This is a genomic window from Plasticicumulans lactativorans, assembly GCF_004341245.1.
Classification (GTDB): Bacteria; Pseudomonadota; Gammaproteobacteria; order Competibacterales; family Competibacteraceae; genus Plasticicumulans_A; species Plasticicumulans_A lactativorans.
In genome coordinates, this window is sequence record NZ_SLWY01000012.1 from 47,424 (window position 1) to 72,758 (window position 25,335).

Sequence of the window (25,335 nt, forward strand, 5' to 3'; positions counted from 1 at the left end):
CGGGAAGGTCTTGATCCGGCCTCCGGTTCTTACCGCCACTTTTATCGCCAACCTATTCTGCTGGCCGGCAATAGCCACCGATAACTTCCGTAACGTATTTATTTATAAATCAATACGTTACTGAATTTTTTCGATAACTGGCGATAGTCCCCGAAGGACGCCAATTCACTCCCACTCGATTGTCGCCGGCGGCTTGCCGGAGACGTCGTAGACGACCCGCGAGATGCCGTCGATCTCGTTGATGATGCGTCGTGAGACGAGGTCGAGGAATTCGTAGGGCAGGTGCGCCCAGCGGGCGGTCATGAAGTCGACGGTCTCGACCGCGCGCAGCGCGATCACCCAGTCGTAGCGGCGGCCGTCGCCCATCACGCCGACCGACTTCACCGGCAGGAACACCGCGAAGGCCTGCGAGACCTGGTCGTAGAGCTCGTGGCGGCGCAGCTCCTCGATGAAGATGTGGTCGGCGCGGCGCAGCGGTTCGGCGAACTCGGGGCGCACCTCGCCGAGGATGCGCACGCCCAGCCCCGGCCCCGGGAAGGGGTGGCGGTAGACCATCTCCGAGGGCAGGCCGAGTTCGACGCCGAGCCTGCGGACCTCGTCCTTGAACAGCTCGCGCAGCGGCTCCAGCAGGCGCAGGCGCATGTGCGCGGGCAGCCCGCCGACGTTGTGGTGCGACTTGATCACGTGGGCCTTGCCGGTCCTGGCGCCGGCCGACTCGATCACGTCGGGGTAGATCGTGCCCTGGGCGAGCCAGCGGGCGCTGCCGAGCTTGCCCGCCTCCTCCTCGAAGATCTCGACGAACAGCGCGCCGATGATCTTGCGCTTGGCCTCGGGGTCGATGACGCCGGCCAGCGCGGCGAGGAAGCGCTCGCCGGCGTCGACGCGGACCACGCGCACGCCCATGTGGGTGGCGAAGGTGGCCATTACCTGGTCGCCCTCGTGCAGGCGCAGCAGGCCGGTGTCGACGAACACGCAGATCAACTGGTCGCCGATCGCGCGGTGCAGCAGCGCGGCGACCACCGAGGAGTCGACGCCACCGGACAGGCCGAGGATGACCTCGTCGTCGCCGACCTCGTCGCGGATCGCGCTGATGCCGTCCTCGATGATGTTGCCGGTGGTCCACAGCGTCTCGCAGCCGCAGATGCCGATGACGAAGCGCTCGAGGATGCGCCCGCCCTGGCGCGTGTGGGTGACCTCGGGGTGGAACTGCACCGCGTAGAAGCCGCGCTCCTCGTCGGCCATGCCGGCGTAGGGTGCGCTCGGCGTGCTGGCGATGCAGATGAAGCCCGGCGGCAGCGCGGTGACGCGGTCGCCGTGGCTCATCCACACGTCGAGCAGGCCGAAGCCCTCGGCCGTGGTGTGGTCCTCGATGTCCTTCAGCAGCCTGGAGTGGCCGCGGGCGCGCACCTGGGCGTAGCCGAACTCGCGGTGATCGGCGCTCTCGACCCGCCCGCCGAGCTGTGCCGCCATCGTCTGCATGCCGTAGCAGATGCCGAGCACCGGCACGCCGAGCTCGAACACCACCTGCGGCGCACGCGGGCCGTCGACCGCGGTGACCGACTCCGGCCCGCCGGAGAGGATGATCCCGGTCGGCAGGAACTCGCGGACGTCGTCATCGTCGATGTCCCACGGGTGGATCTCGCAGTAGACGCCGATCTCGCGCACGCGGCGGGCGATCAGCTGGGTGTACTGCGCGCCGAAGTCGAGGATCAGGATGCGGCTGGAATGGATGTCGCGGGTGGTCATGGGCCTGCCTTCAGTCCACACGGTAGTTCGGTGCTTCCTTGGTGATCTGCACGTCGTGGACGTGGCTCTCGCGGATGCCCGCGCCGGTGATGCGCACGAACTGCGGTTGCGTGCGCATGGCGTCGAGGGTGGCGCAGCCGACGTAGCCCATGCTCGAACGCAGCCCGCCCATCAGCTGGTGCACGATCGCCGCCATCGGCCCCTTGTACGGCACGCGCCCCTCGATGCCTTCGGGCACCAGTTTCTCGACGCTGCTCTCGTCCTGGAAGTAGCGGTCGCTCGACCCCTGCGCGCCGGCCATCGCGCTGAGCGAGCCCATGCCGCGGTAGGCCTTGTAGGAGCGCCCCTGGTAGAGCTCGACCTCGCCGGGCGCCTCGTCGGTGCCGGCGAGCAGGCCGCCGACCATCACCGCGTGCGCCCCGGCGACGATCGCCTTGGAGAGGTCGCCGGAGTAGCGGATGCCGCCGTCGGCGATCAGCGGGACGTCGGTGCCGGCGAGCGCCGCGGCGACGTTGGCGACGGCGGTGATCTGCGGCACGCCGACGCCGGCGACGATGCGCGTGGTGCAGATCGAGCCCGGACCGATGCCGACCTTGACCGCGTCGGCACCGGCCTCGACCAGTGCGATCGCGGCGGCGGCCGTGGCGATGTTGCCGCCGATCACCTGCACCTGCGGGAAGTGCGACTTGACCCAGCGCACGCGGTCGAGCACGCCCTGCGAGTGGCCGTGCGCGGTGTCGACGACGACCACGTCGACGCCGGCCCCGACCAGGGCCTCGACGCGCTCCTCGGTACCGGCGCCGGTGCCGACCGCGGCGCCGACGCGCAGGCGCCCGTGCTCGTCCTTGCAGGCGTTGGGGTAGTCGCTCGACTTCTGGATGTCCTTCACGGTGATCATGCCGCGCAGCTGGAAGCGGTCGTTGACCACCAGCACCTTCTCGATGCGGTGGCGGTGCAGCAGCGCGACGACTTCCTCGCGGCTGGCGCCCTCGCGCACCGTCACCAGGCGCTCCTTCGGCGTCATGATCTGCGACACCGGGGCGTCGAAGTTGGTCTCGAAGCGCAGGTCGCGGCTGGTGACGATGCCCACCAGGGCCTCGCCGTCGACCACCGGCACGCCCGAGATGCCGTTGCCGCGGGTGAGCTTGAGCACCTCGCGGATGCTCAGCGCCGGCGGTACGGTGATCGGGTCGTTGATCACGCCGCTCTCGAACTTCTTGACGCGGCGCACCTGCGCGGCCTGCTGCTCGGCCGTCATGTTCTTGTGGATGATGCCGATGCCACCTTCCTGCGCCATCGCGATGGCGAGCCGGCCCTCGGTGACGGTGTCCATCGCGGCTGACACCAGGGGCAGGTTCAGCGCGATGCCGCGGGTGAGCCGGGTTCGGAGTTCGACATCCTTGGGGAGTACGACGGAATGCGCGGGCAGCAGCAGAACGTCGTCGAAAGTGAGCGCTTCTTGCACGATACGCAGCATGGAGAGGGCCCCCGGGCCGGCAAAAGAAGCACTTAAGTATACGAATTGACGCCCTGCAGCGAAAGCGCTTAGCTACCGGCCCTTCCGCCGTCCGCCGCCCGCCAATGTCGACCGTCACCGCGCCCGAACGCGACATCTACAGCGTCACGCGCCTCAACCGCAGCGTGCGCAGCGTCCTCGAAAGCGAATTCACGCTGCTCTGGGTGGAAGGCGAGGTTTCCAACCTGTCGCGGCCCGCCTCCGGGCACCTGTACTTCTCGCTGAAGGATGCCGACGCCCAGGTGCGCTGCGCGATGTTCCGCACCCGCGTGCAGCTGCTGCGCGAGCCCCTCGCGAACGGCCAGAAGGTGGTGGCGCGCGCGCGCGTGACGCTCTACGAGCCGCGCGGCGACTTCCAGTTGGTGGTCGAGCACGTCGAGGCCGCCGGTGCCGGCGACCTGCGCCGGCGCTTCGACGAACTGCGCCTGCGCCTCGCCGCCGAGGGCCTGTTCGACGCCGCCGCCAAGCGCCCGCTGCCGCGCTTTCCGCGGCGCATCGGCGTGATCACCTCGGCCTCGGGTGCCGCGCTGCACGACGTGCTGACCGCGCTCGGGCGCCGCCACCCCGGCCTGCCGGTCTGCGTCTACCCGACGCCGGTGCAGGGCGAGGGGGCGGCGGCGCGCATCGCCGCGGCGCTGGCGACGGCTTCGCGCCGGCGCGACTGCGACGTGCTGCTGCTGGTGCGCGGCGGCGGCTCGCTCGAAGACCTCTGGGCCTTCAACGAAGAGATCGTCGCCCGCGCCATCCGCGCCTGCGCGCTCCCGGTGGTGAGCGGCGTCGGCCACGAGACCGACGTCACCATCGCCGACTTCGCCGCCGACCTGCGCGCGGCCACGCCGACGGCGGCGGCTGAACTCGCGAGCCCCGCCGCCGCCGAGTGGCGCGCGCGGGTGAGCGGCCTGCGCGAGCGCCTCGCCCGCGCCGTGCAGCGCCGCCTCGCCCTGCTGCGGCGGCAGTTCGACAGCCTCGGCGCACGGCTCGACCGCCAGGCACCGACGCGGCGCCTGCAGGCCCGCGCGCAGCGGCTCGACGAGCTCGAAAGCCGCCTGCGCCGCGCCCTGCGGCGCTGCCTGGAGCGCCGCCACGCCCGCCTCGCGCTGCTGCGCCAGCGCCTCGCCGCGCAGTCGCCGGGCGCGCGGCTGCACGCCATCCGCCAGCGCCTCGCACGCGCCGAAGCCGGCCTGGGTGCCACGCTGCGGCGCGTGCTGGAGCGGCGGCGCCAGCGGCTCCTGACGGCCGAGCGCGCGCTGCAGGCGCTGAGCCCGCTGGCCACCCTCGGCCGCGGCTACGCGATCGTGCGCGATCCCGCCAGCGGGCGCGTGCTGCGCCGGGCGGGCGACACCGCCCCCGACGCACGGCTCGAAGCCCTGCTCGGCCACGGCAGCCTGCAGGTGCGGGTGTCATCGGTACACGAGGACTGAGCCCCGGCCGCCGGCCGCTGTGCCGGGCCGGTGAGTTCAGGCGCCGCAGCGCACCGTGCGGGCGCTGCGCGGGATGGGCTTGAGCACCACGGGCGGCGCCTCGGCCGCCTCTGCGGACGGCGATGCCAGCGCGCCGAGCAGGCGGGCCAGGCTCGCGGCGATGCGGCTCTCGATGCCGGGGTCGAGCACCAGCAGGCCGTCGTCGCGCACCCGCAGGTGCTTGTCGCCCACGTAGAGGCTGCTTAGCACCGTCCGCACGCCGGCAGCGTCGAGCACCGGCTTCAGCGCGTAGTGCAGCGTGAGTTGGTGCGCGGGATTGCCGCCGACGGCGAGCGGCAGCACCACCTTGTCGTGCAGGGTGTCGTCGGGGAGCAGGTCGATCAGGGCCTTGAGCGCGCCCGAATAGGCCGCCTTGTACACCGGGGTGGCGACGATCACGCCACGCGCCGCCGCCACCGTGGCCACGGCCGCGGCGATGGCGCCGGCCTCGGCACGGCCGCGCAGCAGGTCTTCCGCCGGCAGATCGCTCACCGCGAGCGACTGCACCGCATGGCCGTTGTAGCCCAGCCACTCACCGACGTAGGCGAGGAGATTGCCGGCGGGTGTCCCCGGAACCGGGCTCCCGCACAAGGTCACGATGGTCATGGCAAGGTCCCGCAGTCTGTTCCCTGACAGCACGCTGTCGATGCCCGGACTCTACAAGGTCGATAAAATTCAATTAAATAATATAAGAAATATGTTTTATTCCATTTAGGACATATGCCGCGCCGATGGATACCGGCTCCACACGGCACTCATCGGCCGCGCCCGGTCGCCCGCCCTGCACGCGAACGCGGCAAACCGCACCCCTCCCCCACACCCGCCGCCACGGCGACCGGACCGCCGGCACCGACGCCCTGCGTCGACGTCCCCGCACGGTCGCGCCGCGTGCAGCAGCTGCGCCACTCGCCTACACCTTGAGTCGATACCGTCCCGCACCGGGCCGCCGGCTGCCGCGCCGCCGGAGCGGCGTGGCACTTCAGCTTTCGTGGAGCATGCCTGCCGAACGATTACAAAGCAGACGTGTCACATTGAACAGATCCTGGCAGCTTTCGACGCATCGCACAAAAACACATGAAATAATTGAATTTTTTATCAAAAAACCCGCCTTCCAGCGCAGCCACAACGCGCCATGGCGGACCACTGCGAGCACGTTGTGATACGTAAAATTCATGTTGCGTGAATTGATATGTGTCATTTAAACTGTGTTCATCATGTGAGGAGGAGAAGCACCATGTACGCACAGATGGTCGATACCGGAGCGAACAAGGTCCGTGGGCTCGAAGAAATGAGCGCACAGGAACGCGCCTTCCAGGAGCGCATCGACGCCGGCATCAAGATCGAACCGAAGGACTGGATGCCCGAGGCCTACCGCAAGACGCTGATCCGCCAGATCTCGCAGCACGCGCATTCGGAAATCGTCGGCATGCTGCCCGAGGGCAACTGGATCAGCCGCGCGCCGAGCCTGAAGCGCAAGGCGATCCTGCTCGCCAAGGTGCAGGACGAGGCCGGCCACGGCCTGTACCTGTACAGCGCGGCGGAAACGCTGGGCGTGTCGCGCGACCAGCTGGTCGACGAGCTGCACGCCGGCCGCGCCAAGTATTCGAGCATCTTCAACTACCCGACGCTGACCTGGGCCGACATCGGCACCATCGGCTGGCTGGTCGACGGCGCGGCGATCATGAACCAGATCCCGCTGTGCCGCTGCTCGTTCGGGCCGTACTCGCGGGCGATGATCCGCGTGTGCAAGGAGGAGAGCTTCCACCAGCGCCAGGGCTACGACCTGCTGATCTCGCTGTGCCGCGACGGCACCGCCGAGCAGAAGGCGATGGCGCAGGACGCGCTCAACCGCTGGTGGTGGCCGGCGCTGATGATGTTCGGGCCGTCCGACGCCGAATCGGTGCACAGCGCGCAGTCGCAGGCGTGGCGCATCAAGATCTTCAGCAACGACGAACTGCGCCAGCGCTTCGTCGACCAGACCGTGCCGCAGGCCGAGTACCTGGGCCTGACCATCCCCGACCCCGACCTGAAGTGGAACGCCGAGCGCGGCCACTACGACTTCGGCGCGATCGACTGGGACGAGTTCTACAACGTGCTCAAGGGCAACGGCCCCTGCAACCGCGAGCGCCTGCGCGCCCGCCGCCAGGCCTGGGAAGACGGGGCCTGGGTGCGTGACGCCGCCATCGCCCATGCCGAGAAGCGCGCCGCGCGTACCGCGCAGGCCGCCTGACCCATCACCGAGGAGAGACACCGATGAAGAAAGAATGGCCGCTGTGGGAAGTGTTCATCCGCAGCCAGCACGGGCTGGCGCACAAGCACGTGGGCAGCACCCACGCGCCCGATGCGGAGATGGCGATCAAGAACGCGCGTGACGTCTACACGCGGCGCAACGAGGGCGTGAGCATCTGGGTGGTGAAGTCCGCCGACGTCGTCGCCAGCTCGCCGGGCGACAAGGAAGCCCTGTTCGAACCCGCGCAGGACAAGATCTACCGCCACCCGACCTTCTTCCCGGTGCCGGAAGAAGTGAAGCACATGTGAGGGCGCGCACCGTGAGCGAAGCCAAGATCGAATACCTGCTGCGGCTCGGCGATTCGGCGCTGATCCTCGGCCAGCGCGTCTCGGAATGGATCGGCCACGCCCCGATCATGGAAGAGGACGTCGCCCTCGCCAACGTCGCCCTCGACCTCATCGGCCAGGCGCGGCTGTGGTTCGGCTACGCCGGCGAGCTCGAAGGCCGCGGCCGCGACGAGGATGCGCTCGCCTTCCTGCGCGAGGCCCACGAGTACCGCAACGTGCTGCTGGTGGAGCAGCCCAACGGCAACTTCGCCGACACGCTGGTGCGCCAGTTCCTGTTCGACGCCTGGCACCACGCCCTGCTCGAAGGCCTGAGCCAGTCCCACGACCCGCGCATCGCCGAGATCGCGGTGAAGGCGCTGAAGGAAGTCACCTACCACCTCGAACGCTCCAGCGACTGGGTGGTGCGGCTCGGCGACGGCACCGAGGAGAGCCACCGCAAGGCGCAGGCCGCGCTCGACGAGCTGTGGACCTACACCGGCGAGCTGTTCGCCGCCGACGCGATCGACGCGGAACTCGTCGCGCAGGGCGTGGCGGTCGATCCGGCGAGCCTGCGCGAGGCGTGGCTGCACACCGTGCAGGCGGTGTGCGAGGCGGCGACGCTGACCGCGCCGCCCGCCGACGCCTGGATGCAGTCGGGCGGCAAGCAGGGCCGGCACACCGAGCACCTGGGCTACATCCTCGCCGAGATGCAGTCGCTGCCGCGCGCGCATCCGGGCGCCCGCTGGTAGGCCGCCGCGATGAACGCCCGCCCGACCACACGCCCCGAGCGCGACACGGTACTGGCCTGGCTCGCCGAGGTCGCCGACCCGGAGATACCGGTGATCTCGGTGCTCGACCTCGGCATCGTCCGCGACGTGCGCTGGGATGCCGACACGCTGGTCGTCACCGTCACGCCGACCTACTCCGGCTGCCCGGCGACCGAGGTGATCAGCGCCGACATCACCCACGCCCTCGAACAGCGCGGGGTGGCGCAGGTGCGCGTCGAGACGCAGCTGTCGCCGGCCTGGACCACCGACTGGCTCACCGACAGCGGCCGCGACAAGCTGCGCCGCTACGGCATCGCCCCGCCGGTCGGCCGGGCGGGCGGGCACGAGGTGGCGATCCCGGTGTCGGCGATCGGCCGGCGCCCGGCACCGGTGCGCGGCGTGGAGTGCCCGCACTGCGGCTCGCTCAACACCCGCGAGACCAGCCGCTTCGGGTCGACCCCGTGCAAGGCCCTGTGGCGCTGCGACGATTGCCTCGAACCATTCGACTATTTCAAGTGCCACTGACGACGACGGGCAGGCCGCCAGCGCCGTGAGCCCGCAGCCGCCGCCCGCCGCCGGGCACGCGGCCCGAACGAGGAGTTAGCGAGGATGAACAAGTTCCACAGCCTGCCGGTCGCGACGGTCAAGCGCGAGACGCGCGACGCCATCGCCGTGACGTTCGCGGTGCCCGACGACCTGCGCGAGAAGTTCCACTACACCCAGGGCCAGCACCTGACGCTGCGCACGACGGTCGACGGCGAGGAGATCCGCCGCTCCTACTCGATCTGCTCGGCGGTGCAGGACGACACGCTGCGCATCGCGATCAAGCGCATCCCCGGCGGGCGCTTCTCGAACTGGGCCGCCGAGCACATCGTGCCGGGCGCACGGCTCGAGGTGATGCCGCCGAGCGGGCACTTCCAGCTGCCGCTGTCGCCGGAGCACGCGTACCACTACGTCGCCTTCGCCGCCGGCAGCGGCATCACGCCGATCCTGTCGATCATCAAGACCACGCTGATCGCCGAGCCGCAGAGCCGCTTCACGCTGTTCTACGGCAACCGCGCATCGTCCTCGGTGATCTTCAAGGAGGAGCTCGAAGACCTGAAGGACGTCTACCTCGACCGCTTCAACCTGGTGTTCATCCTCAGCCGCGAGCAGCAGGACATCGACCTGTTCAACGGCCGCATCGACCGCGTCAAGACCGAGGAGCTGCTGCGCCACTGGGTCGATCCGGCCGACATCGACGGCGCCTTCATCTGCGGCCCGCACGCGATGATGGACGGCGTCTACTCGGCGCTGGCCGATGCCGGCGTGCCCAGGGAGCGCATCAAGCGCGAACTCTTCGCCACCAGCATCCCGGCGGTCACCCCGCAGCCGCACGCACACAAGGTGGTCGGCCTGCAGGAATGCGAGGTCACGGTGATCCAGGACGGCCGCGTGCGCAGCTTCGCGCTCGAAAAGAACAAGGAGACGCTCCTCGACGCCGCGCTCGCCCAGGGCGTCGAACTGCCGTTCTCGTGCAAGGGCGGCGTGTGCTCGACCTGCCGCTGCAAGCTCGTCGAAGGCGAGGTCGACATGGACGCCAACTTCGCGCTGGAGGACTACGAGGTCGCGCGCGGCTTCATCCTCACCTGCCAGAGCTTCCCGGTCACCGACAAGCTGGTGATCGACTTCGACCAGGAAACCTGATCCGTCCCCGGCCGGCGCGCCCCCCGCGGGCGCGCCCCTCCCCGCCCCCGGCGGCGTATCTCCCGCTTCCGCGTCCGCAACCCACGCGGCGCCTGCGACGCCAGCGCCTAGACTTCGTGCGTGCCGACCGAACTCGACGGAGAGGACGCCATGACCGAAGACGATCTCGAGCTGATCGCCCGCACGCTCAACGATTTCGAAGCGCTGATCGACAAGCTCCCGACCCCCGCCCTGCGTTCGCAGGCGATTGCCGTCGTGCTCGTCGGCGGCATCACCCTGCTGCGCGACATCGAGGGCGACGCGTTCACGCATGGCTGGCTGCAGACCGCCCTGCAGGACCTCGAAGGCAAGCTGACCGCCAGGCCGGGAGTGACGCGGCACTGAACGCGACGCGCGGGTCCGCCGCCGGAGATCGCGCCGCCAGCGCACGGGCCGGGCTGCGCGCGCCCATGCGCGGTGCAGGAGGCCGGGCCGCCGGATGGTCCGCGGCGCCTGCTCACGGCCGCTTCACCCAGTCCAGGTTGACACCGGTCTTCAATGCGTATGAGCCGGAGCCCCCGGTCGCCGAACCCTTGATCGTCTCGATGAAGGTGATGATCTCCTCGATCTCGTCGTTCGTGATCTCGTCATCGGTGCCGTAGGCGTTGACCTGGCACTGGAAGAGATTCGCCAGCGCTGCCGCGGCCACGTGCGTGAGGTGCTTGTAGCTCTTCTCGCTCTTGTTGCCGGTGCTGCAGCCGGCGAACACCACGTGGAACGTGTCATCGCCGCGGCTCGGCGCAAAGCAGGCCCGGTGCTCATCGAACAGGCCGAGCCAGGTATCGCTGTTCGCGACGTTGATCATGCGATTGTCGAGCTTGAGGCCGTCGAACGTCTCCTGCGCCTTCCTGCCCTTGACGCTCTGCAATTGGTCGAGCGGCATGCAGCCGATTCCGACCGTCATCACGCCGGTGTTGCCGTGGCCGACGAACATCAGCGTGTCGAACGTGGTCCGCGCATTCTGCGCCTCGAACGCAGCACGCTTGAGCAGGCTCTTGAGCGACCCCGCCACGCCGTAACGGCAGGTGTCCTTGCGCTTTTCCGCCAGCAGCTTCGCCGCGAAGAGGAAATTGCCTTCGGACGGATCGAACCTGGGATCGAACCCCGCCGACTTCGCCAAAGCGCGACGCTCCTCGTACAGTTTCTCCTTGGCGGTGGCATGCCGCTGTAGCTGGGTTTTGTTCTGGCCTTTGACCTCGGGCTTGTTCCTGGTGTTCGAATCCTTGTGACCAAACGCGCTGCCCATGTTCTCGATGGCGATGAACATCATGTCGGCGACTCCTTGCATGCGATGGATATGCTCGGGACGGGCGGCCGATACCCGCGAACAAGGCGGGCGCGGGTCGCGTCGTGGCGCCGTTTACCCTGCCGCCGTGCGGCATACCGTGCGATGCGCGATTCCGGCACCCGACGGCTCCAAAAACCTCGCGATCCGTTTACCTGAACCCGGCCACGCAGCCACCCGGTATGCGGCGTAGCCGAGGCCCGCGGTGGTGCGCCGTCCGTGCGGCGCACCACCGCGGGTGCGGACGTCACGCGCTCAGTCGATGCGCGCCTGCCAGCGTCCGCGAACGGCCGCGCAGGACACCCAACGCGGCGAGACCGGCCAGCGCCAGCGCGTAGCTGCCGGGCTCGGGGATCGTCAGCAGCGTGGCGGTGAAGTTCACCGGCAGTTCGCTGTCCTCGGGGCCGAGGTTGCTGGCGCCGGGGATGAACGGCGGCGCGGAGAAGACCTCGAGGTAGCCCGGCGTCGGCAGGAAGCTCGCGAAGAACGGCGTGGCGTAGTTGCCGCCGGAGGTGGAGTAGCCGAAGCCGTCGCCGGTCAGTTGCTCGGTGCCGAGGCGGACGAGGTTGTCGACGTGGAAGGGCTCGTTGCCGGGCACCGACGTCCCGCTCGGCTGCAGGCCGGTGATGGTTTCGCCGTTGCGCGTGCCGGCGATGCCGGTGATCAGGTAGTAGCCCAGGGCATCGGGCGTGTCCTCGGTGACGAAGGTACCGCTCGCGGTGATGCCGGCCCCGGCATAACTCCAGGTCCACGACAGGCTGGCGGCGTGTGCGGGCGCGCCGGTGGCCACGGCGGCCAGCGCGAGCAGGGCGGTGCACATGGAGCGGCGCACGCGGAAGGACGGTCGGATACGCATCGGAAATTCCCTGGATCGATGGTTGGCGGATGGCACGCGGGCCGCCTCGCCCCGGGCATGATCGGCCCGCCCGACGCGAGGCCACCCGCGCTGCGCCGTGCCGGCGGCCCCGGGCCGCCGCGCACGCCGGGACAAGGTTAGCCGTCGGCACGCCGGGATGCATGGGCGCTCGCCGCGGCACGGCTGGCGCCACAGGGCGGGTGTGCCCGTGTCGATGCGCCGCCGCGCGGCGAACTTTTCGCCACGCGTGCCGTCTGCGGATAGGCGTGTCCCGCCAGACGCGCGTCCTAACTCTAATGAGGCTAGCCATGGATCAAAACGAGAAGTCGCTGATCGACAACCTGTTCTCTCGACTGAGGGATGCCGAGCAACAGAGCGGCCCGCGCGATGCGCAGGCCGATGCCGCCATCCGCGAAGCGCTCGCGCGCCAGCCTGCCGCCCCCTACTACATGTCGCAGGCCATCCTCGTTCAGGAACATGCCCTGAAGGCGCTCAACGAGCGCGTACGCCAGCTCGAGGAATCCCTCGCCAGCCGCCCCGCGGGCGGTGGCGGCTTCCTCTCCAGCCTGTTCGGCGGCGGCAGCCAGCCGGCACCGGCGCCGCGCGCCTACGCCGCGCAGCCGACGCCGTTCAGCAACGCCCCGCAGGGCAGCTTCCTCGGCGGTGCGATGCAGACCGCGATGGGCGTGGCCGGCGGCATGCTGCTCGCCAACGCGCTCGGCGACCTGTTCTCCGGTGGCGAGGAAGCGGTGACCGAAGCGGTGTCCGAACCGCTGTCGAGCGTCGAAGACTCGGTCTTCGGCGGCGGCGGCTTCTTCGGCGACGATTCGGACGACGAGTCGAACGTCTGAGCCCGCGCGCCGTCGCCCGCCCCGGGGCGGCGGCGCCAACCTCACGGTCGCGGGCAGCGCCCGCGACCGCTCCCCGCCCCCGGACATTCCCCCGCACGGCCCGCGCCGTCCCCTCAGAGCAGCGCCGTGAAGCTCGCCGTCGCGTTGCGCGACAGGATGATGCGCTCGCCCGGGCGCAGCACGTGCTCGGTGATGCGGCCGCTGCCGACGCTGTCGATGAAGGTGCCGTTGGTCGAGCGCTCGTCGCGGATCAGCCACTGCCCGCCCTGCCGGCCGACCCACAGGTGGCGGCCGGAGATCATCGGATCGTCGATGACGACCTCGGCGCGGCTGGCATCGCGCCCGATCCACAGGCCGGCTTCCGGCACCGTCACCGCCTGCCCCGACAGCGGGCCGCCGTCGAAGCGCAGCGTCAGCCCCGCGGCGGCGAGTGCCGGCGACACGGTGGTCGCCGCCACCGTCGGGCCGCCCAGCACCCGCCCGCGACGCGGCGGCGCAGCGCCCGCGGCCGCCGCGACGGGCGGCGCGGCGCGCGTCGCCGTGCCCTGCGCGCGCCGCCGCAGCACGAACGCCGCGACACCGCCGCAGGCGCTGAGCAGCAGCAGCGCACCGCCGACCAGCGTCGCGATCGAGCTGGACTCGGCCGGCGCCGGCGTGGGCGCAGGCGCCGGCGGTGCGACCGGGGCGGCCAGCACCACCGGCTGCGGGGCCGGCTGCGGCGGCGTCGGGGGGGGCGGCGGTGGCGTGTCGGGCACGTCCTCGCCGCGGAGGATGCGCTCCTGGCTGTCGACCAGGAGCCGCCGTGCCTCCGAATGCTGCGGTGACAGCGTCGCCACTTCGTCGAAGAACTGCTTGGCCTTGCGATAGTGCCGCTGCTCGTACTCGGCGAGCCCGGCGATCCAGCGCTGGTCGACCAGCCCCGGCGCGTTGCTCGCGCCGGCGGGCGCCAGGTACTCGCGCGCGGTGTTCGACGGCACGATGAAGTTGAAGCCCTGCACCTCCTGGCCGTTGACGGTATCGCCGCGGAAGGTCAGCAGCCCGATCACCTCGGCCTGGCGGTTCAGCACCGGACCGCCGGAATTGCCGTGGGTCGCGCTGGTGTTGGTCTGCAGCACCGGGATGCCGTCGACGGTGGTCTTGATCGCCGAGATCGCGCCCTCGTTGATGGTCGGCTCGACCTTGGAGCGCTCGTCGAGCACGTCGGAATCGGCCGCGCCGGGATAGCCGACGACGTGCACGCGGTCGCCGACGCGCACCCGGCTGGAGTCGCCGAGCTGCAGCGTGGGAGCGTTGCGGGTCTCGACCTTGAGGATCGCCACGTCCTTGCCGGTGAGCTGGTCGCCGCGGCTGCCGACCGGCACGCCGTAGGCCTTGATCTCGTAGCGCAGCGCGCTGCCGTCCTGCAGCAGCACCAGGTTGAGGTGGTCGCTGATCACCAGCTTCACGCCGTTGCGCCGCGCCCACTGGTTGACCTTGTCGATGTTCTCGCGGGTCGGCTGCAGGTTGTTGGCCTGCAGCATGCGGCTGACGAACTGCGCGTAGAGGGTCTCGCGCGCGGCGCTCTCGCCGTCGCGGGTCGCCGACACCACGTGGGCGTTGGTCATGATGTAGCCGTCGGACGAGATGAAGAAGCCCGAGCCGCTGCCGACGCTGCCGAGCGACTGCCGGCTGCCGTCGCTGTACTGCACGTAGCCCTTGTAGCCGTCGAGGATGCGCACCACCGCCGGCTTGCTGCGCAGGTGCAGGCGGTAGGTTTCGGTGAAGCCCGCGCCGTCGTCGGGGGCCGCCGCACCTGCCGGCGATGGCAGCGACAGCAGCGTCAGCAGGAGCAGCGACAGTGACAGGCGGGGCGACATGAACGGGGCTCCTCCACGGTGACGATGGACATCATCCCAATAGCGTAGCCCGCGCTCCGCGGCGATCGCCGGGGCCGGAAGCGTCGACGATCGATACCCAGGTCTGCTACAAGGGCGACGAGCGGTGGTCCCGGAAATTCCCGGAACGCCGCCCGCGATGCCGCAGGGCCGCCCCGTCGCCTCGCGGGCCCTACTCTAGTGCGAGGAACGGCGCCCGTTCAGAGCGGTGCGCCGGAAGGGCGGTTCAGGAACAGTGGAATGGACAATCACCTCACGGATACGCGCTCAGTCATCCTGATCGTCGAGGATCAGCCGGCCGATCTGCTCATCCTCGGCGAGGCCGTCGGCGACCTCGCCGAGGTGCACCTTGCCAAGGACGGACGTTCGGCGCTCGGCATCGCGCGCGCCTGCCGCCCCGACCTCGTCCTGCTCGACATCGAGATGCCGGGCGCGAGCGGATTCGACATCTGCCGGGCGATGAAGGCGGACCCCGAGCTGTGCAACGCCTCCATCCTGTTCGTCACCTGCCACACCCGTACCGAGATCGAGATCAAGGCCCTGGAGCACGGCGGCGTGGATTTCATCCAGAAGCCGCTGAACATACCGGTGGTCCGCGCCCACGTACGTGCGCATCTGAGTCTGCGCACGGAAGCGAAGAAGCTCGCGTATTACGACGCGCTGACCGGGCTGCCCAATCGCACCCTGCTGAAGGACCGCACCGAGCAGGCCCTGTGGAAGGCACGGCGCGACGGCACCCAGGTGGCGATGCTGCTGCTCGACCTGGACAACTTCAAGGGCATCAACGAATCGGTGGGCCATACGATCGGCGACGCCGTGCTGAAGGAGGTCGCGGCGCGCCTGCGCCGATCGTCGCGGGCGATCGACACGGTCAGTCGCCCGGGCGGCGACGAGTTCGTCATCCTGCTGCCGGACGTCAAACGCATCGACGCCATCGGCGACTGCGTGGAGCGCCTGCTGGCGGCCATCGCCAGTCCCATCCGGATCGAAGGCAACCGGTACGACCTGTCGGCCAGTGCCGGGATCGGCGTGTACCCCGACGACAGCGACGACCTCGAGTCGCTCTACCGGCATGCCGACGCCGCGATGTACCAGGCCAAGCAGGACGGGCGGCACCGCTACCGCTTCTTCTCCCACAACATCGAAGCCAGCTCCCGCGCCCGCCTCCTGCTCGAGCGCCGGATGCGCGACGCCCTGGAGCGGGATGCGTTCGAGGTGTTCTACCAGGCCAAGTTCGATGCCCGCAGCGGGATCACCCGCGGCATGGAGGCGCTGATCCGCTGGCGCGATGAAAGCGGCACCTTCATACCGCCGGCCGAGTTCATCCCGCTGGCGGAAAAGAACGGGCTCATCGTGCCGATCGGCCGTTACGTGCTCCTGCAGGCGTGCCGCGACGCCCGCCGGCTCCTGCAGAGGGGGCTGCCGGTGTGCGTGAGCGTGAACATCTCCGCCGTGCAGTTCCGCGAGGAACCGTTCCTCGCCATGGTCGAGCGCATCCTGGATGAAACGACCCTGCCCCCCGCGCTGCTCGAACTGGAGATCACCGAAGGCGTGCTGGCGCACGACATCGACGCCGCCGGCGGGATCCTCGGCGCGCTGAAGGCGCTGGGAGTGCGCGTCTCGATCGACGATTTCGGCACCGGCTACTCCAGCCTGACCTACCTGAAGCGACTACCGATCGACGTTCTCAAGATCGACCGCAGCTTCGTCCGCGACATGCTCACCGACAGCAGCGACGCCGCCATCATCGAGGCCATCATCCGCCTGGGACAGGCCCTGGGCCTGGAGCTGGTCGCGGAAGGCGTGGAGACGGAGGCGCAGGCCGAGAAGCTGCTCGCGCGGGGCTGCGCGGTCATGCAGGGCTACCACTTCTGCATGCCCATGCCGTTCGAACAGATCTGTCAGCGCCTGCAGACGGCGATGGCCGGCGCGGCGGTCGAACCGCAACGCGACGACGCTCGATGAGCGCCCGCACGCGCCTGTGGTCGACCCTCCTCCGCTCGCCGCGGCTGAACGCGGCCTTCGTCATGCTGGCGGGCCTCCTGGCGACCGCGCTGGCGACCGGGCTGACCCAGTTGAACAATCACCAGAATGCCCGCGAGGCACTGGCGAAGGTCACGGCGGCGGCGGCCGACGCCGTCGTCGAGCGCATCAGGCTTTACCAATACGGGCTGCGCGGCGTTCGCGGCGCCGTGTTCGCCGTCGGTCCGGCCCGGATCGACCGGGAAACCTTCGCGCGCTACAGCCGCAGCCTCGACCTCGACGCGGAGTTCCCCGGCGCCGGCGGCTTCGGCTTCATCCGCCGGGTCCCCCGCGAGGACGAGGAGCACTTCCTGCAGCAGGCACGCGCCGACGGCGACCCCGATTTCGCCATCCGCCAGTTCGCGCCGCACGCGCGCGAGCACTTCGTGATCCAGTACATCGAGCCGCTCGAGCGCAATCGCGCCGCCGTCGGCCTGGACATCGCCTCGGAAGCCAACCGGCTGCAGGCGGCGAACGCCTCGCTGCGCAGCGGCGAGGTCCGCCTCACCGGGCCGATCACGCTGGTGCAGGCCACCGGCAAGCCGCTGCAGTCGTTCCTGATCCTGCTGCCCGTCTACGACAGCCCGGAAACGCCGGCGACCGAGGCGGAGCGGGAGCGCCGGGGCCTCGGCTGGAGCTACGCGCCGCTGATCACCGAAGACGTGCTGCGCGGGCTGACCCTGCCGAGCGACGCCGTGCGCCTGAGCCTGCGCGACGTCACCGATGCGCAGCGGCACGACGAGCCGTTCTACGAGCGCGGGATCGCCGCTGCCGCGCCCGCCGAGGTGATGCACGACGCCGTCGAGCGCGCGATCTTCGGCCGGCGCTGGCAGTTCGAACTGGCCGCGTACCCGGCCTTCATCGACAGCCTGCGGCAACCGTCGGCGGTCCAGGTCGCGCTTGCCGGCACGTGTCTGAGCCTGCTGCTGGCGGGGCTGGCCGAACTGGCCAGCGTCAACCGCCGCCGTCGCCTGCAGGTCCTGGCCACGCAGGCGCGCCTGGCTGCGATCGTCGAGAGTTCGGCCGACGCCATTATCGGCAAGACCCTGGACGGCGCCGTCACGAGTTGGAACCGCGGGGCCGAAACCATCTTCGGTTACCGCGCCGACGAGGCCATCGGCCGTACCCTGCTCGAACTGATCGTGCCCGCCGACCGGGCGACCGAGGAGACCGACCTCCTGCACCGCCTGCGCTCCGGCGAGTGCATCCTCCCCTTCGACACCCTGAGGCGCCGCAAGGACGGTGGCCTGGTTCACGTATCGGTCGCCGTCTCCCCCGTCTACGACGAGCACGGCGTGCTCATCGGCATCTCGAAGACCGCGCGTGACGTCTCGGCGCAGAAACTCGCCGAGGCCCGGCTGCAGGAACTCAACGCCCGCCTGGAACGGGAGGTCGCCGAACGCACGGCGGAACTCCGGGAACTCAACGCGCTGCTCGGCAACGTGCTGAATTCGGCATCGGAGGTCTCGATCATCGCCACCGATACCCGGGGCACCATCAAGGTGTTCAACCGCGGCGCCGAGCGGCTGCTGGGCTATGCCGCGGACGAGGTGGTCGACCTCCGGACCCCCGCGCTGATCCACCTGCCCGAGGAGGTGGCGGCGCGCGGCCGCGAACTGAGCCGCCGCTACGGCCAGGCCATCGAAGGCTTCCGGGTGTTCGTGCACGAACCCGAACGCCAGGGCTCGGAAACGCGCGAATGGACCTACGTCCGCAAGGACGGCTCGCGCTTCCCGGTCACCCTGGTGGTCACCGCCATGCGCAATGCCGACGGCGCGCACGTCGGCTACCTCGGCGTCGCGCTCGACATCACCCAGCGCAAGGCGGCCGAGCAGCGCCTGGCCGTCAGCCTGGAAACCACGCGCGCGGTCCTGGATACGGCGGTCAACCCGGTCATCACCTTCGATGGCGACGGCCGCGTGCACACGCTCAACCCGGCGGCGCAGCAGAGCTTCGGCTACCGTATCGCCGATCTCGACGGCCGTCGCGTCGACGAACTGATCGGCGCGCGGTCGCGGGCGCGCTTCGCCGACCTGATCACCCGCCGCAGGGACGGCTGCGGCACGGACGCGGATTGCGTGGAGGAACTCTGGGGCCTGCGCCGCGACGGTTCCGAATTCCCGATCCAGCTGTCGATCGGCACGATGCGTGCGCCCGGGCAGCCGATGCTGGTCTGCGTGGTCACCGACCTGACCCAGCAACTGCGCCTGCGCCAGGAGGTATCGGCCGCACGCGACCAGTTGCTGCTCGCCGCCGACGTCGCCGAACTCGGCATCTGGTCGTGGACCCCGGACGACAATCGCCTGCAGTGGAACGCGCGGATGTTCGAGCTCTACGGCCAGCCCCGGGAGCCCGGCGCCGACGACACCTTCGACCACCTGCGCTGGCTGTCGCTGGTGCACCCGGACGACGTCGGCGATCTCCTGGGCAACCTGGATGCCGTGGTGGCGGGCCGGGACGTCGCCAATCCGGTCTTTCGCATCGTGCGCCCCGACGGCCAGGTGCTGTACCTCCAGGCCGGTGCCAAAGCCGAACGCAGCGCCGAAGGCAAGGTGGTCAAGGTCACCGGCATCAACCGTGACATCACGGCCCAGCGCGAACTGGAAGCGCGCCTGCGCGAGGCCAAGGAGAAGGCCGACGCGGCGAACGCGGCCAAGAGCAGCTTCCTCGCCAACATGAGCCACGAGATCCGCACGCCGCTGAACGCCGTGCTGGGCATGCTCCAACTGGCGCAGGGCACCGCCCTCGACGCGCACCAGCTCGGCTACGTGCAGAACGCGGACAGCGCGGCGCGCTCCCTGCTCGCGCTGCTCGACGACATCCTCGACTACTCGAAGATCGAGGCCGGCAAGCTGCAGCTCGACCTGCAGCCGTTCGAACCCGAGCGCCTGATGCGCGATCTGGCCGTCGTGCTCGCCGGCGTCCAGGAGGACAAGGGCGTCGAGGTGCTGTACGACATGGAGGCCGACCTGCCCGGGCTCATGGTCGGCGACAGCCTGCGTCTGCGGCAGGTGCTGATCAACCTGGCCGGCAACGCGCTGAAATTCACCCTGCAGGGCCGCGTGCTCGTCAGCGTGCACCGGCTGGCGCAGCGGGGCACGACCGTGCGCCTGCAGATGGCCGTGGCCGACACCGGCATCGGCATCCATCCGGAGCACCTGGTGCGGATCTTCGACGGCTTCACCCAGGCCGAGGCATCGACCACGCGCCGCTTCGGCGGTACCGGCCTGGGCCTGGCGATCTCCCGGCGCCTGCTCGAGGCGATGGGGAGCCGGCTGTGCGTCGAAAGCCACGTCGGGACGGGCAGCCGCTTCTGGTTCGACCTCGAACTCGACGTGGCCGACGCGACGCCGCCGCCCGTCGCCGGCCCTGCCGACCACCGGCCGCTCAGCCTGCTCGTCGCCGCCGACGACGCGGCCACCGCGGAACTGCTGTGCCGGACCGCGCAGTCCCTGGGCTGGCAGCCCGAGCCCGTGAGCGCCGAGCGGGAAGCCGTGACCGAGCGGATCGAGGCGGCGCTGCGCCGCGGGCGGCCGTTCGACCTGATGCTGCTGAGCCGGCACGCGACGACCCCCGGGGCACTGGCCACGATGCCGGCGCTCGACCCGCGGCTCGGCGCCGCCGCACCACCGGTCCTGCTGCTGGCGTCCGCCGCGGGCTGCCGGATGCTCGACGACTGCGGCCGCGACGCCGCGACACCCTTCGCCGCCTGTCTCACCCAACCCGCGACGCCGCGGCAACTCGCCGCTGCCGCCTACCGCGTGCTGTACGCAAGCATGGACGACGCTGCCGAAATGCCTCGCTACCAACCCTCCGGACGCCTGCAGGGGCTCAAGCTCCTGGTGGTGGAAGACAACGCGCTCAACCGCAAGGTGGCGTCGAAGCTGCTCGCGGCCGAGGGGGCCGAGGTCAAGCTCGCCGAAGGCGGGCAGCAGGGCATCGACGCGGTGTTCGCCGAGGAGCCGCCGTTCGACGCCGTGCTGATGGACATCCAGATGCCCGACATCGACGGCCTGGAAGCCACGCGGCGCATTCGCATGCACGCGGACCGCGGGCACCTGCCGATCATCGCGATGACCGCCAACGCCTTGCGCTCGGACCGCAGCATGTGCCTGGCGGCCGGCATGAACGACCACATCGGCAAGCCCATCGACATGCAGGTGCTGGTGTCGACCCTGCAGCAGTGGACCGGGCGACCGATGGCGGCCGCCGGCACCCCGGACAGCGCACCGACCGCAGCGGGCATCATCGAGCCTGCGCACGCCATCGCGGCACGCCTCGGCGGCAATCTGCCCCTGATCCGCCTGATGCTGGACAGCGCGGAAGCCGAACTGGGCCGGGAACTGGAACGCCTGGACGCGCTGGCCGGACGCGGGGACCTCCGCGGCACGCTGGCACTGCTGCACGGCCTCAAGGGCAGCGCCGGTACCGCCGGTGCCAGCCGCTTCGCCGCCACGGCGGCCGCCCTCGAACAGCGCCTGAAGCACGCCGATGCCGCGGAAGTCGCGGTCGTGCTGGCGGACCGGGCCGGCTGGCTGGCGGACTGGCAGGCGCTGCTGCAGCAGAGCATCGCCGCGTTGCGCCGCGCGTTCCCGGACGCATCCCCGGGCCCGGACGCCGACGCCGCGGCGCTCGGCACCGAGCGCTGGGGCGCGGCGCTGCAGGACATCCTCGATCTGCTGGCAGGCAACAACCTGCGCGCCGTCGAACTGGCCCGGACCCTGGAGCGACAGACGCCGGCAGCGTCGAGCGCGGGATTCGCGGAGTTCCGCCGCGCGGTCGACGCGCTGGACTTTCCGCGCGCGCTGCAGCTCGGCCGTGACCTGCTCGGTGCCGCCCGCGGAGCCTGACGTGAGATCCGCGCACACACCCTTCCGGCAGCCCCCCGACGCTGATCCGCGGACGGTCCGGCCGCGGCAGTCCCGGCATGCGCCGTGCGCCGCATGCCGGCCCGACCGGCGACCTCGCCGCGCCTCCGGCCTTCGGGCCCGCAACGAAAGGGACGTCGTGCGTTGAACCCCCTCGGCTGGAAACCCTTTCGCCTCCATCACCACGCCTTCCTGACCGAGTGGCTGCTGCTGCTCGGCAGCCTGCTGATCCTGGGGAGCATCGCGGGCCTGGACCTCTACGGCGAACACCGGGACATCGCCGAACGCGAGCGCGATCGCCTGTCGATGCTGGCGCGGGTGCTGCACGACAACCTCCGCGGCCAGCTCAGCGTGATCGATCGCGCCCTGCTCAGCATCCGCGACGATCTGCCCGCGTGGCAGCAGGAGAACGACGGCCTGGCGCAGGCCAGCCACCGGCTGCGCGCCTTCGCCGATGCGATGAGCGGCGTCCGCACGATGTCGATCCTCGACGCCCGCGGCGTGATCGTCGCGGCGAGCCGCCCCGAGCTGATCGGCCGCAGCTTCCGGGAGCGCGCCTACTTCCAGACGGCCCTCGACTCGCCGCAGGCGAGGACGCTGTACGTCGGCCCGCCGTTCACCACCACGCTCGGCGTCTGGACACTGACCGTCGCGCGGATGATCCCCGCTGCCGACGGCGGATTCGCCGGCCTCGTCGTCGCCACGCTGGACCCGGACAGCCTGATGCCGATCCTCGACTCGGCACTCTACGCCGATGACGTGTCGGTGACCGTGGTGCACGGCAATGGCAGGCTGTTCCTGAGCGCGCCGCAACGGCGGGAATGGCTCGGCGCCGACCTCGGCCAGGCCGGCTCGCCGTTCGCCCGCCAGCGCGACGGCGGGCAGGCGGCGAGCTTCATGATCGATACGATCTGGCCGAGCGGCCGGCCGGGCATGATCGCGCAGCACACCCTCGCCCCGTCGGAACTCGGCACCGACCAGCCCCTGGTGATCGGCGTCGGGCGCACGCTGGAGGCCGTGTACGCGTCCTGGCGTGCGCAGGCACGCCTGCTCGGCGCGGGCTGCGCCATCCTCGCCGTCACCGCGCTGTTCGGCCTGTACCGTTTCCAGCGCAAACGCCGTGAGGTCGACCGGCAGGTTGCCGCGGCCCATGCGGCGCTGGAGGACCGGGAGCGCTTCCTGCGCTCGCTGGTCGACATCCTGCCGGGCATGGTCGGTTACTGGGATGCCGGGCTGCGCTGCGGCTTCGCCAACGGCGCGTACCTCGAATGGTTCGGCAAGACCGCCGAACAGATGCGCGGCATCCGCATGCAGGATCTGCTGGGCGAGCCCCTGTTCAGCAGGAACGAGCCCTTCATCCGCGCGGCGCTGCGCGGCGAGCGGCAGCGCTTCGAACGCACCCTGGTCAAGGCCGACGGCAGCACCGGCTACACCTGGGCGCACTACATCCCCGACACTGTCGACGGGCAGGTGCGCGGTTTCTTCGTGCTGGTGTCGGACATCACCGCGCTGAAGCAGGCGCAGCTGGAACTGGAGGCGGTCAATGCGGCGCTCGAAAAGCGCAGCATCGAGGCCGAAGCCGCCAGTCGCGCCAAGAGCAGCTTCGTGGCCAACATGAGCCACGAGATCCGCACGCCGATGAACGCCGTGCTCGGCCTGCTGGGCCTGCTGCAGCGCACGCCGCTGGACGATCGCCAGCGCGACTACACGCTGAAGGCACAGGCCGCGGCCCGATCACTGCTGGAGATCCTCGATGACATCCTCGATTTCTCGAAGATCGAGGCCGGCAAGCTGATGCTCGACGACACCCGCATCCGCCTCGACGAACTGCTGCGCAACCTCGCGGTGGTGCTGTCGACGGCGCTCGGCGGCAAGCCGGTGGAAGTCCTGTTCGACATCGACCCGGCGCTGCCGCGCGCCCTGCGCGGCGACCCGCTGCGCCTGCAGCAGGTGCTGCTCAACCTCGCCGGCAACGCGGTCAAGTTCACCGAGCGCGGCGAGGTGGTGGTGAGCGTGCGGCGGCTCGCCGCCGACCCGGTCCGGCTCGAATTTGCGGTGCGCGACACCGGCATCGGCATTCCGCCCGAGCGCATCGCGGCGATCTTCGAAGGCTTCACCCAGGCCGAAGCCTCCACCACGCGCCGCTATGGCGGCACCGGCCTGGGTCTCGCCATCAGCCAGCGACTGGTGCGCCTGATGGGCGGCGAACTCGTCGTGGAAAGCCGGCCGGGGGTCGGCAGCCGCTTCCGGTTCACGGTCGACTTCCGGCCCGATGCGGAAAGCCGGCCCGGCGCCACGCCCCCGCCGCGGGCGCTGCACGTCCTGCTCGTCGCCGACAACCCTACCGCCCGCGAGGTGCTGATCCGCACGACGCAGTCCTTCGGCTGGCGGACGGAGACCGTCGCCGGCGCCGCCGAGGCCGTCGACGCCATCCGCCGGGCCATCGAGGACGACCTGGCCTTCGACATCGTCTGCGTGGACTGGATCACGGCCGGCACCGACGGCTGGGAAACCGTGCAGCACATCCGCGCCAGCGAGTCCGGCCGGCACCTGCCGGTGATGCTGATGCTCAGCGCGCACGACCGCGAACGGCTCGCCGAGCGTCCGACGGGCGGCCCCTCCTTTGCGGCCGGCGCTGTCGTGATCAAGCCGCTCACGCCTTCCATGCTGTTCGACGCCGTCGCCCAGGCCACCGGGGGCATGTCGGTCCACACCGAACGCCACGCCGACGATCTCCTCGACACGCGCCCGCTGGCCGGCCTGCGCCTGCTGCTGGTCGAGGACAATCCGCTCAACCAGCAGGTCGCGCGGGAACTGCTGACGTACGCCGGCGCCGTGGTCGACGTGGCGGACAATGGCCGCGAAGGGATCGTCGCGACCCGGAATGCCAGCCCCCCCTTCGATGCCGTGCTGATGGACCTCCAGATGCCGGACATGGACGGCTACGAGGCGACCCGCGCGTTGCGCGCGGCCGGCGAACGGCTCCCGATCATCGCCATGACGGCCAACGTCCTGCCCGCGGACCGCGACGCCTGTCTCGCCGCCGGCATGAACGACCACATCGGCAAGCCCATCGACATGGGCGAACTGATAAGCACCGTGCTCAGGCACTGCGGCCTCGAACCGGCGCGGCCGGACGGCCCGCCGCCGGTCACCGCCGTCGCCGCGCCGCTGCCGGCCGTGCCCGCGGGCATCGAGCTCGCCGCCGCCCTCGCCCGGCTGGGCGGCAACCGCAGCCTCTACACCGCGCTGGTGCGACGCTTCGTCGCCGAACAGTCGACGTTCGCGGCCCGCCTGGACCAGCACGTCGCCCGTGGCGAACTGACGCTCGCCGCGCGTGAACTGCATACGCTCAAGGGGCTCGCCGCCACGCTGGGGGCCACGCGCCTGGCGCTGACGGCGGCGCAGGTCGAGGACAGCGTCGCCGCCGGCATCTCCACCTACACGGTGGGAAGCCGGCTCGCCGAGCTGCGGGACGCCCTCGACGACGCCACCCATGCCCTGAACGCGATCGGCGACGCCTTCGGCCCGCCGGCCGAAATGCCCGCCGCGCCGGCGCTGGATGCCGACGGCGTGAGCGCGCGACTCGACGAACTCGCCGCGCTGCTCGCCGAACACAACATGCGTGCGCTCGACGCCTATGCGCTGCTCAGGCGCAATACCGAACACCTGCCGGAGGATGGCCTGCCGGCGCTCGACGACGCGATGCACCGGCTCGACTTCGCCGCGGCACGCGAGCTTATCGAAGAGCTGCGCCAACGCATCCGCTGTTGATCCTGCCCGTTCCACTCACGCCATGACCCCCGAAG

The 25,335-nt window shown here is 70.4% G+C and carries 17 protein-coding genes; 11 read left to right on the top strand and 6 right to left on the bottom strand.

What is annotated here, in order from left to right; translation table 11 throughout:
• Nucleotides 1-165: 165 nt before the first annotated feature.
• Nucleotides 166-1,746 carry a glutamine-hydrolyzing GMP synthase gene (guaA, locus tag EV699_RS11800; protein ID WP_132542919.1) on the bottom strand — a complete coding sequence of 527 codons (1,581 nt, stop codon included), beginning with the start codon at nt 1,744-1,746 and terminating at the stop codon, nt 166-168.
• A gap of 10 nt (nt 1,747-1,756) precedes the next feature.
• Nucleotides 1,757-3,220 carry an IMP dehydrogenase gene (guaB, locus tag EV699_RS11805; RefSeq protein ID WP_132543090.1) on the bottom strand — a complete coding sequence of 488 codons (1,464 nt, stop codon included), beginning with the start codon at nt 3,218-3,220 and terminating at the stop codon, nt 1,757-1,759.
• A 107-nt stretch (nt 3,221-3,327) separates the two neighbouring features.
• On the opposite strand from guaB, the gene xseA reads away from it, so the two are divergent.
• Complete coding sequence (xseA, locus tag EV699_RS11810) at nt 3,328-4,683, top strand: exodeoxyribonuclease VII large subunit (protein WP_132542921.1); 1,356 nt, start codon at nt 3,328-3,330, stop codon at nt 4,681-4,683.
• A 36-nt stretch (nt 4,684-4,719) separates the two neighbouring features.
• On the opposite strand, the gene ssuE is transcribed toward xseA, so the two are convergent.
• Nucleotides 4,720-5,328, bottom strand: coding sequence for an NADPH-dependent FMN reductase (gene ssuE, locus EV699_RS11815; RefSeq protein WP_132542923.1), 609 nt, complete (start codon nt 5,326-5,328; stop codon nt 4,720-4,722).
• Between the two features lie 628 nt (nt 5,329-5,956).
• Here ssuE and paaA point away from each other — a divergent pair.
• From paaA to EV699_RS11845, 6 genes are all read left to right on the top strand, one after another.
• Entirely contained in the window at nt 5,957-6,952 is a 996-nt protein-coding gene (gene paaA / locus EV699_RS11820) for a 1,2-phenylacetyl-CoA epoxidase subunit PaaA (RefSeq protein ID WP_132542925.1), read from the top strand.
• Between the two features lie 23 nt (nt 6,953-6,975).
• The gene (paaB, locus tag EV699_RS11825; protein ID WP_132542927.1) at nt 6,976-7,260 is read left to right on the top strand and encodes a 1,2-phenylacetyl-CoA epoxidase subunit PaaB; all 285 of its coding nucleotides are present in this window, start codon (nt 6,976-6,978) and stop codon (nt 7,258-7,260) included.
• Nucleotides 7,261-7,271: 11 nt separating this feature from the next.
• On the top strand, nt 7,272-8,027 hold the full coding sequence (gene paaC / locus EV699_RS11830) for a 1,2-phenylacetyl-CoA epoxidase subunit PaaC (protein WP_132542930.1): 756 nt from the start codon (nt 7,272-7,274) through the stop codon (nt 8,025-8,027).
• A gap of 9 nt (nt 8,028-8,036) precedes the next feature.
• Complete coding sequence (gene paaD, locus EV699_RS11835; RefSeq protein WP_132542932.1) at nt 8,037-8,570, top strand: 1,2-phenylacetyl-CoA epoxidase subunit PaaD; 534 nt, start codon at nt 8,037-8,039, stop codon at nt 8,568-8,570.
• An 84-nt stretch (nt 8,571-8,654) separates the two neighbouring features.
• The gene (paaE, locus tag EV699_RS11840; protein ID WP_132542934.1) at nt 8,655-9,731 is read left to right on the top strand and encodes a 1,2-phenylacetyl-CoA epoxidase subunit PaaE; all 1,077 of its coding nucleotides are present in this window, start codon (nt 8,655-8,657) and stop codon (nt 9,729-9,731) included.
• A 150-nt stretch (nt 9,732-9,881) separates the two neighbouring features.
• Nucleotides 9,882-10,115 carry a hypothetical protein gene (locus EV699_RS11845; protein WP_132542936.1) on the top strand — a complete coding sequence of 78 codons (234 nt, stop codon included), beginning with the start codon at nt 9,882-9,884 and terminating at the stop codon, nt 10,113-10,115.
• Between the two features lie 112 nt (nt 10,116-10,227).
• Here EV699_RS11845 and EV699_RS11850 read toward each other — a convergent pair whose 3' ends face one another.
• Together EV699_RS11850 and EV699_RS11855 are read right to left on the bottom strand one after the other, a co-directional pair.
• Nucleotides 10,228-11,040: a hypothetical protein gene (locus EV699_RS11850; protein ID WP_132542938.1), complete on the bottom strand. Its 813-nt coding sequence runs from the start codon at nt 11,038-11,040 to the stop codon at nt 10,228-10,230.
• Nucleotides 11,041-11,302: 262 nt separating this feature from the next.
• On the bottom strand, nt 11,303-11,911 hold the full coding sequence (locus tag EV699_RS11855) for a PEP-CTERM sorting domain-containing protein (protein WP_341540222.1): 609 nt from the start codon (nt 11,909-11,911) through the stop codon (nt 11,303-11,305).
• A 308-nt stretch (nt 11,912-12,219) separates the two neighbouring features.
• Between EV699_RS11855 and EV699_RS11860 the strand changes: the two genes are divergently transcribed.
• Nucleotides 12,220-12,762 (top strand): DUF2076 domain-containing protein, encoded by a 543-nt coding sequence (locus EV699_RS11860; RefSeq protein WP_165904114.1) that lies wholly within the window; start codon nt 12,220-12,222, stop codon nt 12,760-12,762.
• 113 nt (nt 12,763-12,875) lie between these two features.
• On the opposite strand, the gene EV699_RS11865 is transcribed toward EV699_RS11860, so the two are convergent.
• Complete coding sequence (locus EV699_RS11865) at nt 12,876-14,618, bottom strand: trypsin-like peptidase domain-containing protein (protein ID WP_132542942.1); 1,743 nt, start codon at nt 14,616-14,618, stop codon at nt 12,876-12,878.
• Nucleotides 14,619-14,876: 258 nt separating this feature from the next.
• Here EV699_RS11865 and EV699_RS11870 point away from each other — a divergent pair, with 258 nt between their 5' ends.
• The 3 genes from EV699_RS11870 (at nt 14,877) to EV699_RS11880 (ending at nt 25,300) form a co-directional block, all read left to right on the top strand.
• A complete protein-coding gene (locus EV699_RS11870) occupies nt 14,877-16,601 on the top strand; it encodes a putative bifunctional diguanylate cyclase/phosphodiesterase (RefSeq protein WP_132542944.1) in 1,725 nt (574 codons plus the stop codon).
• Nucleotides 16,598-21,508, top strand: coding sequence for a PAS domain S-box protein (locus EV699_RS11875; RefSeq protein WP_243662648.1), 4,911 nt, complete (start codon nt 16,598-16,600; stop codon nt 21,506-21,508). The genes EV699_RS11870 and EV699_RS11875 overlap by 4 nt, the downstream gene beginning before the upstream one ends.
• Before the next feature lie 162 nt (nt 21,509-21,670).
• Nucleotides 21,671-25,300 (top strand): response regulator, encoded by a 3,630-nt coding sequence (locus tag EV699_RS11880; RefSeq protein ID WP_165904115.1) that lies wholly within the window; start codon nt 21,671-21,673, stop codon nt 25,298-25,300.
• Nucleotides 25,301-25,335 lie beyond the last annotated feature (35 nt).

Excerpts from the sequence above, each read along its gene's own strand:
- paaB (WP_132542927.1), top strand. The coding sequence starts at position 6,976 with ATGAAGAAAGAATGGCCGCTGTGGGAAGTGTTCATCCGCAGCCAGCAC.
- paaD (WP_132542932.1), top strand. The coding sequence starts at position 8,037 with ATGAACGCCCGCCCGACCACACGCCCCGAGCGCGACACGGTACTGGCC.
- EV699_RS11845 (WP_132542936.1), top strand. The coding sequence starts at position 9,882 with ATGACCGAAGACGATCTCGAGCTGATCGCCCGCACGCTCAACGATTTC.
- xseA (WP_132542921.1), top strand. The coding sequence starts at position 3,328 with ATGTCGACCGTCACCGCGCCCGAACGCGACATCTACAGCGTCACGCGC.
- ssuE (WP_132542923.1), bottom strand. The coding sequence starts at position 5,328 with ATGACCATCGTGACCTTGTGCGGGAGCCCGGTTCCGGGGACACCCGCC.
- EV699_RS11870 (WP_132542944.1), top strand. The coding sequence starts at position 14,877 with ATGGACAATCACCTCACGGATACGCGCTCAGTCATCCTGATCGTCGAG.
- EV699_RS11860 (WP_165904114.1), top strand. The coding sequence starts at position 12,220 with ATGGATCAAAACGAGAAGTCGCTGATCGACAACCTGTTCTCTCGACTG.
- EV699_RS11850 (WP_132542938.1), bottom strand. The coding sequence starts at position 11,040 with ATGATGTTCATCGCCATCGAGAACATGGGCAGCGCGTTTGGTCACAAG.
- paaE (WP_132542934.1), top strand. The coding sequence starts at position 8,655 with ATGAACAAGTTCCACAGCCTGCCGGTCGCGACGGTCAAGCGCGAGACG.
- paaA (WP_132542925.1), top strand. The coding sequence starts at position 5,957 with ATGTACGCACAGATGGTCGATACCGGAGCGAACAAGGTCCGTGGGCTC.
- guaA (WP_132542919.1), bottom strand. The coding sequence starts at position 1,746 with ATGACCACCCGCGACATCCATTCCAGCCGCATCCTGATCCTCGACTTC.
- EV699_RS11875 (WP_243662648.1), top strand. The coding sequence starts at position 16,598 with ATGAGCGCCCGCACGCGCCTGTGGTCGACCCTCCTCCGCTCGCCGCGG.
- EV699_RS11865 (WP_132542942.1), bottom strand. The coding sequence starts at position 14,618 with ATGTCGCCCCGCCTGTCACTGTCGCTGCTCCTGCTGACGCTGCTGTCG.
- EV699_RS11855 (WP_341540222.1), bottom strand. The coding sequence starts at position 11,911 with ATGCGTATCCGACCGTCCTTCCGCGTGCGCCGCTCCATGTGCACCGCC.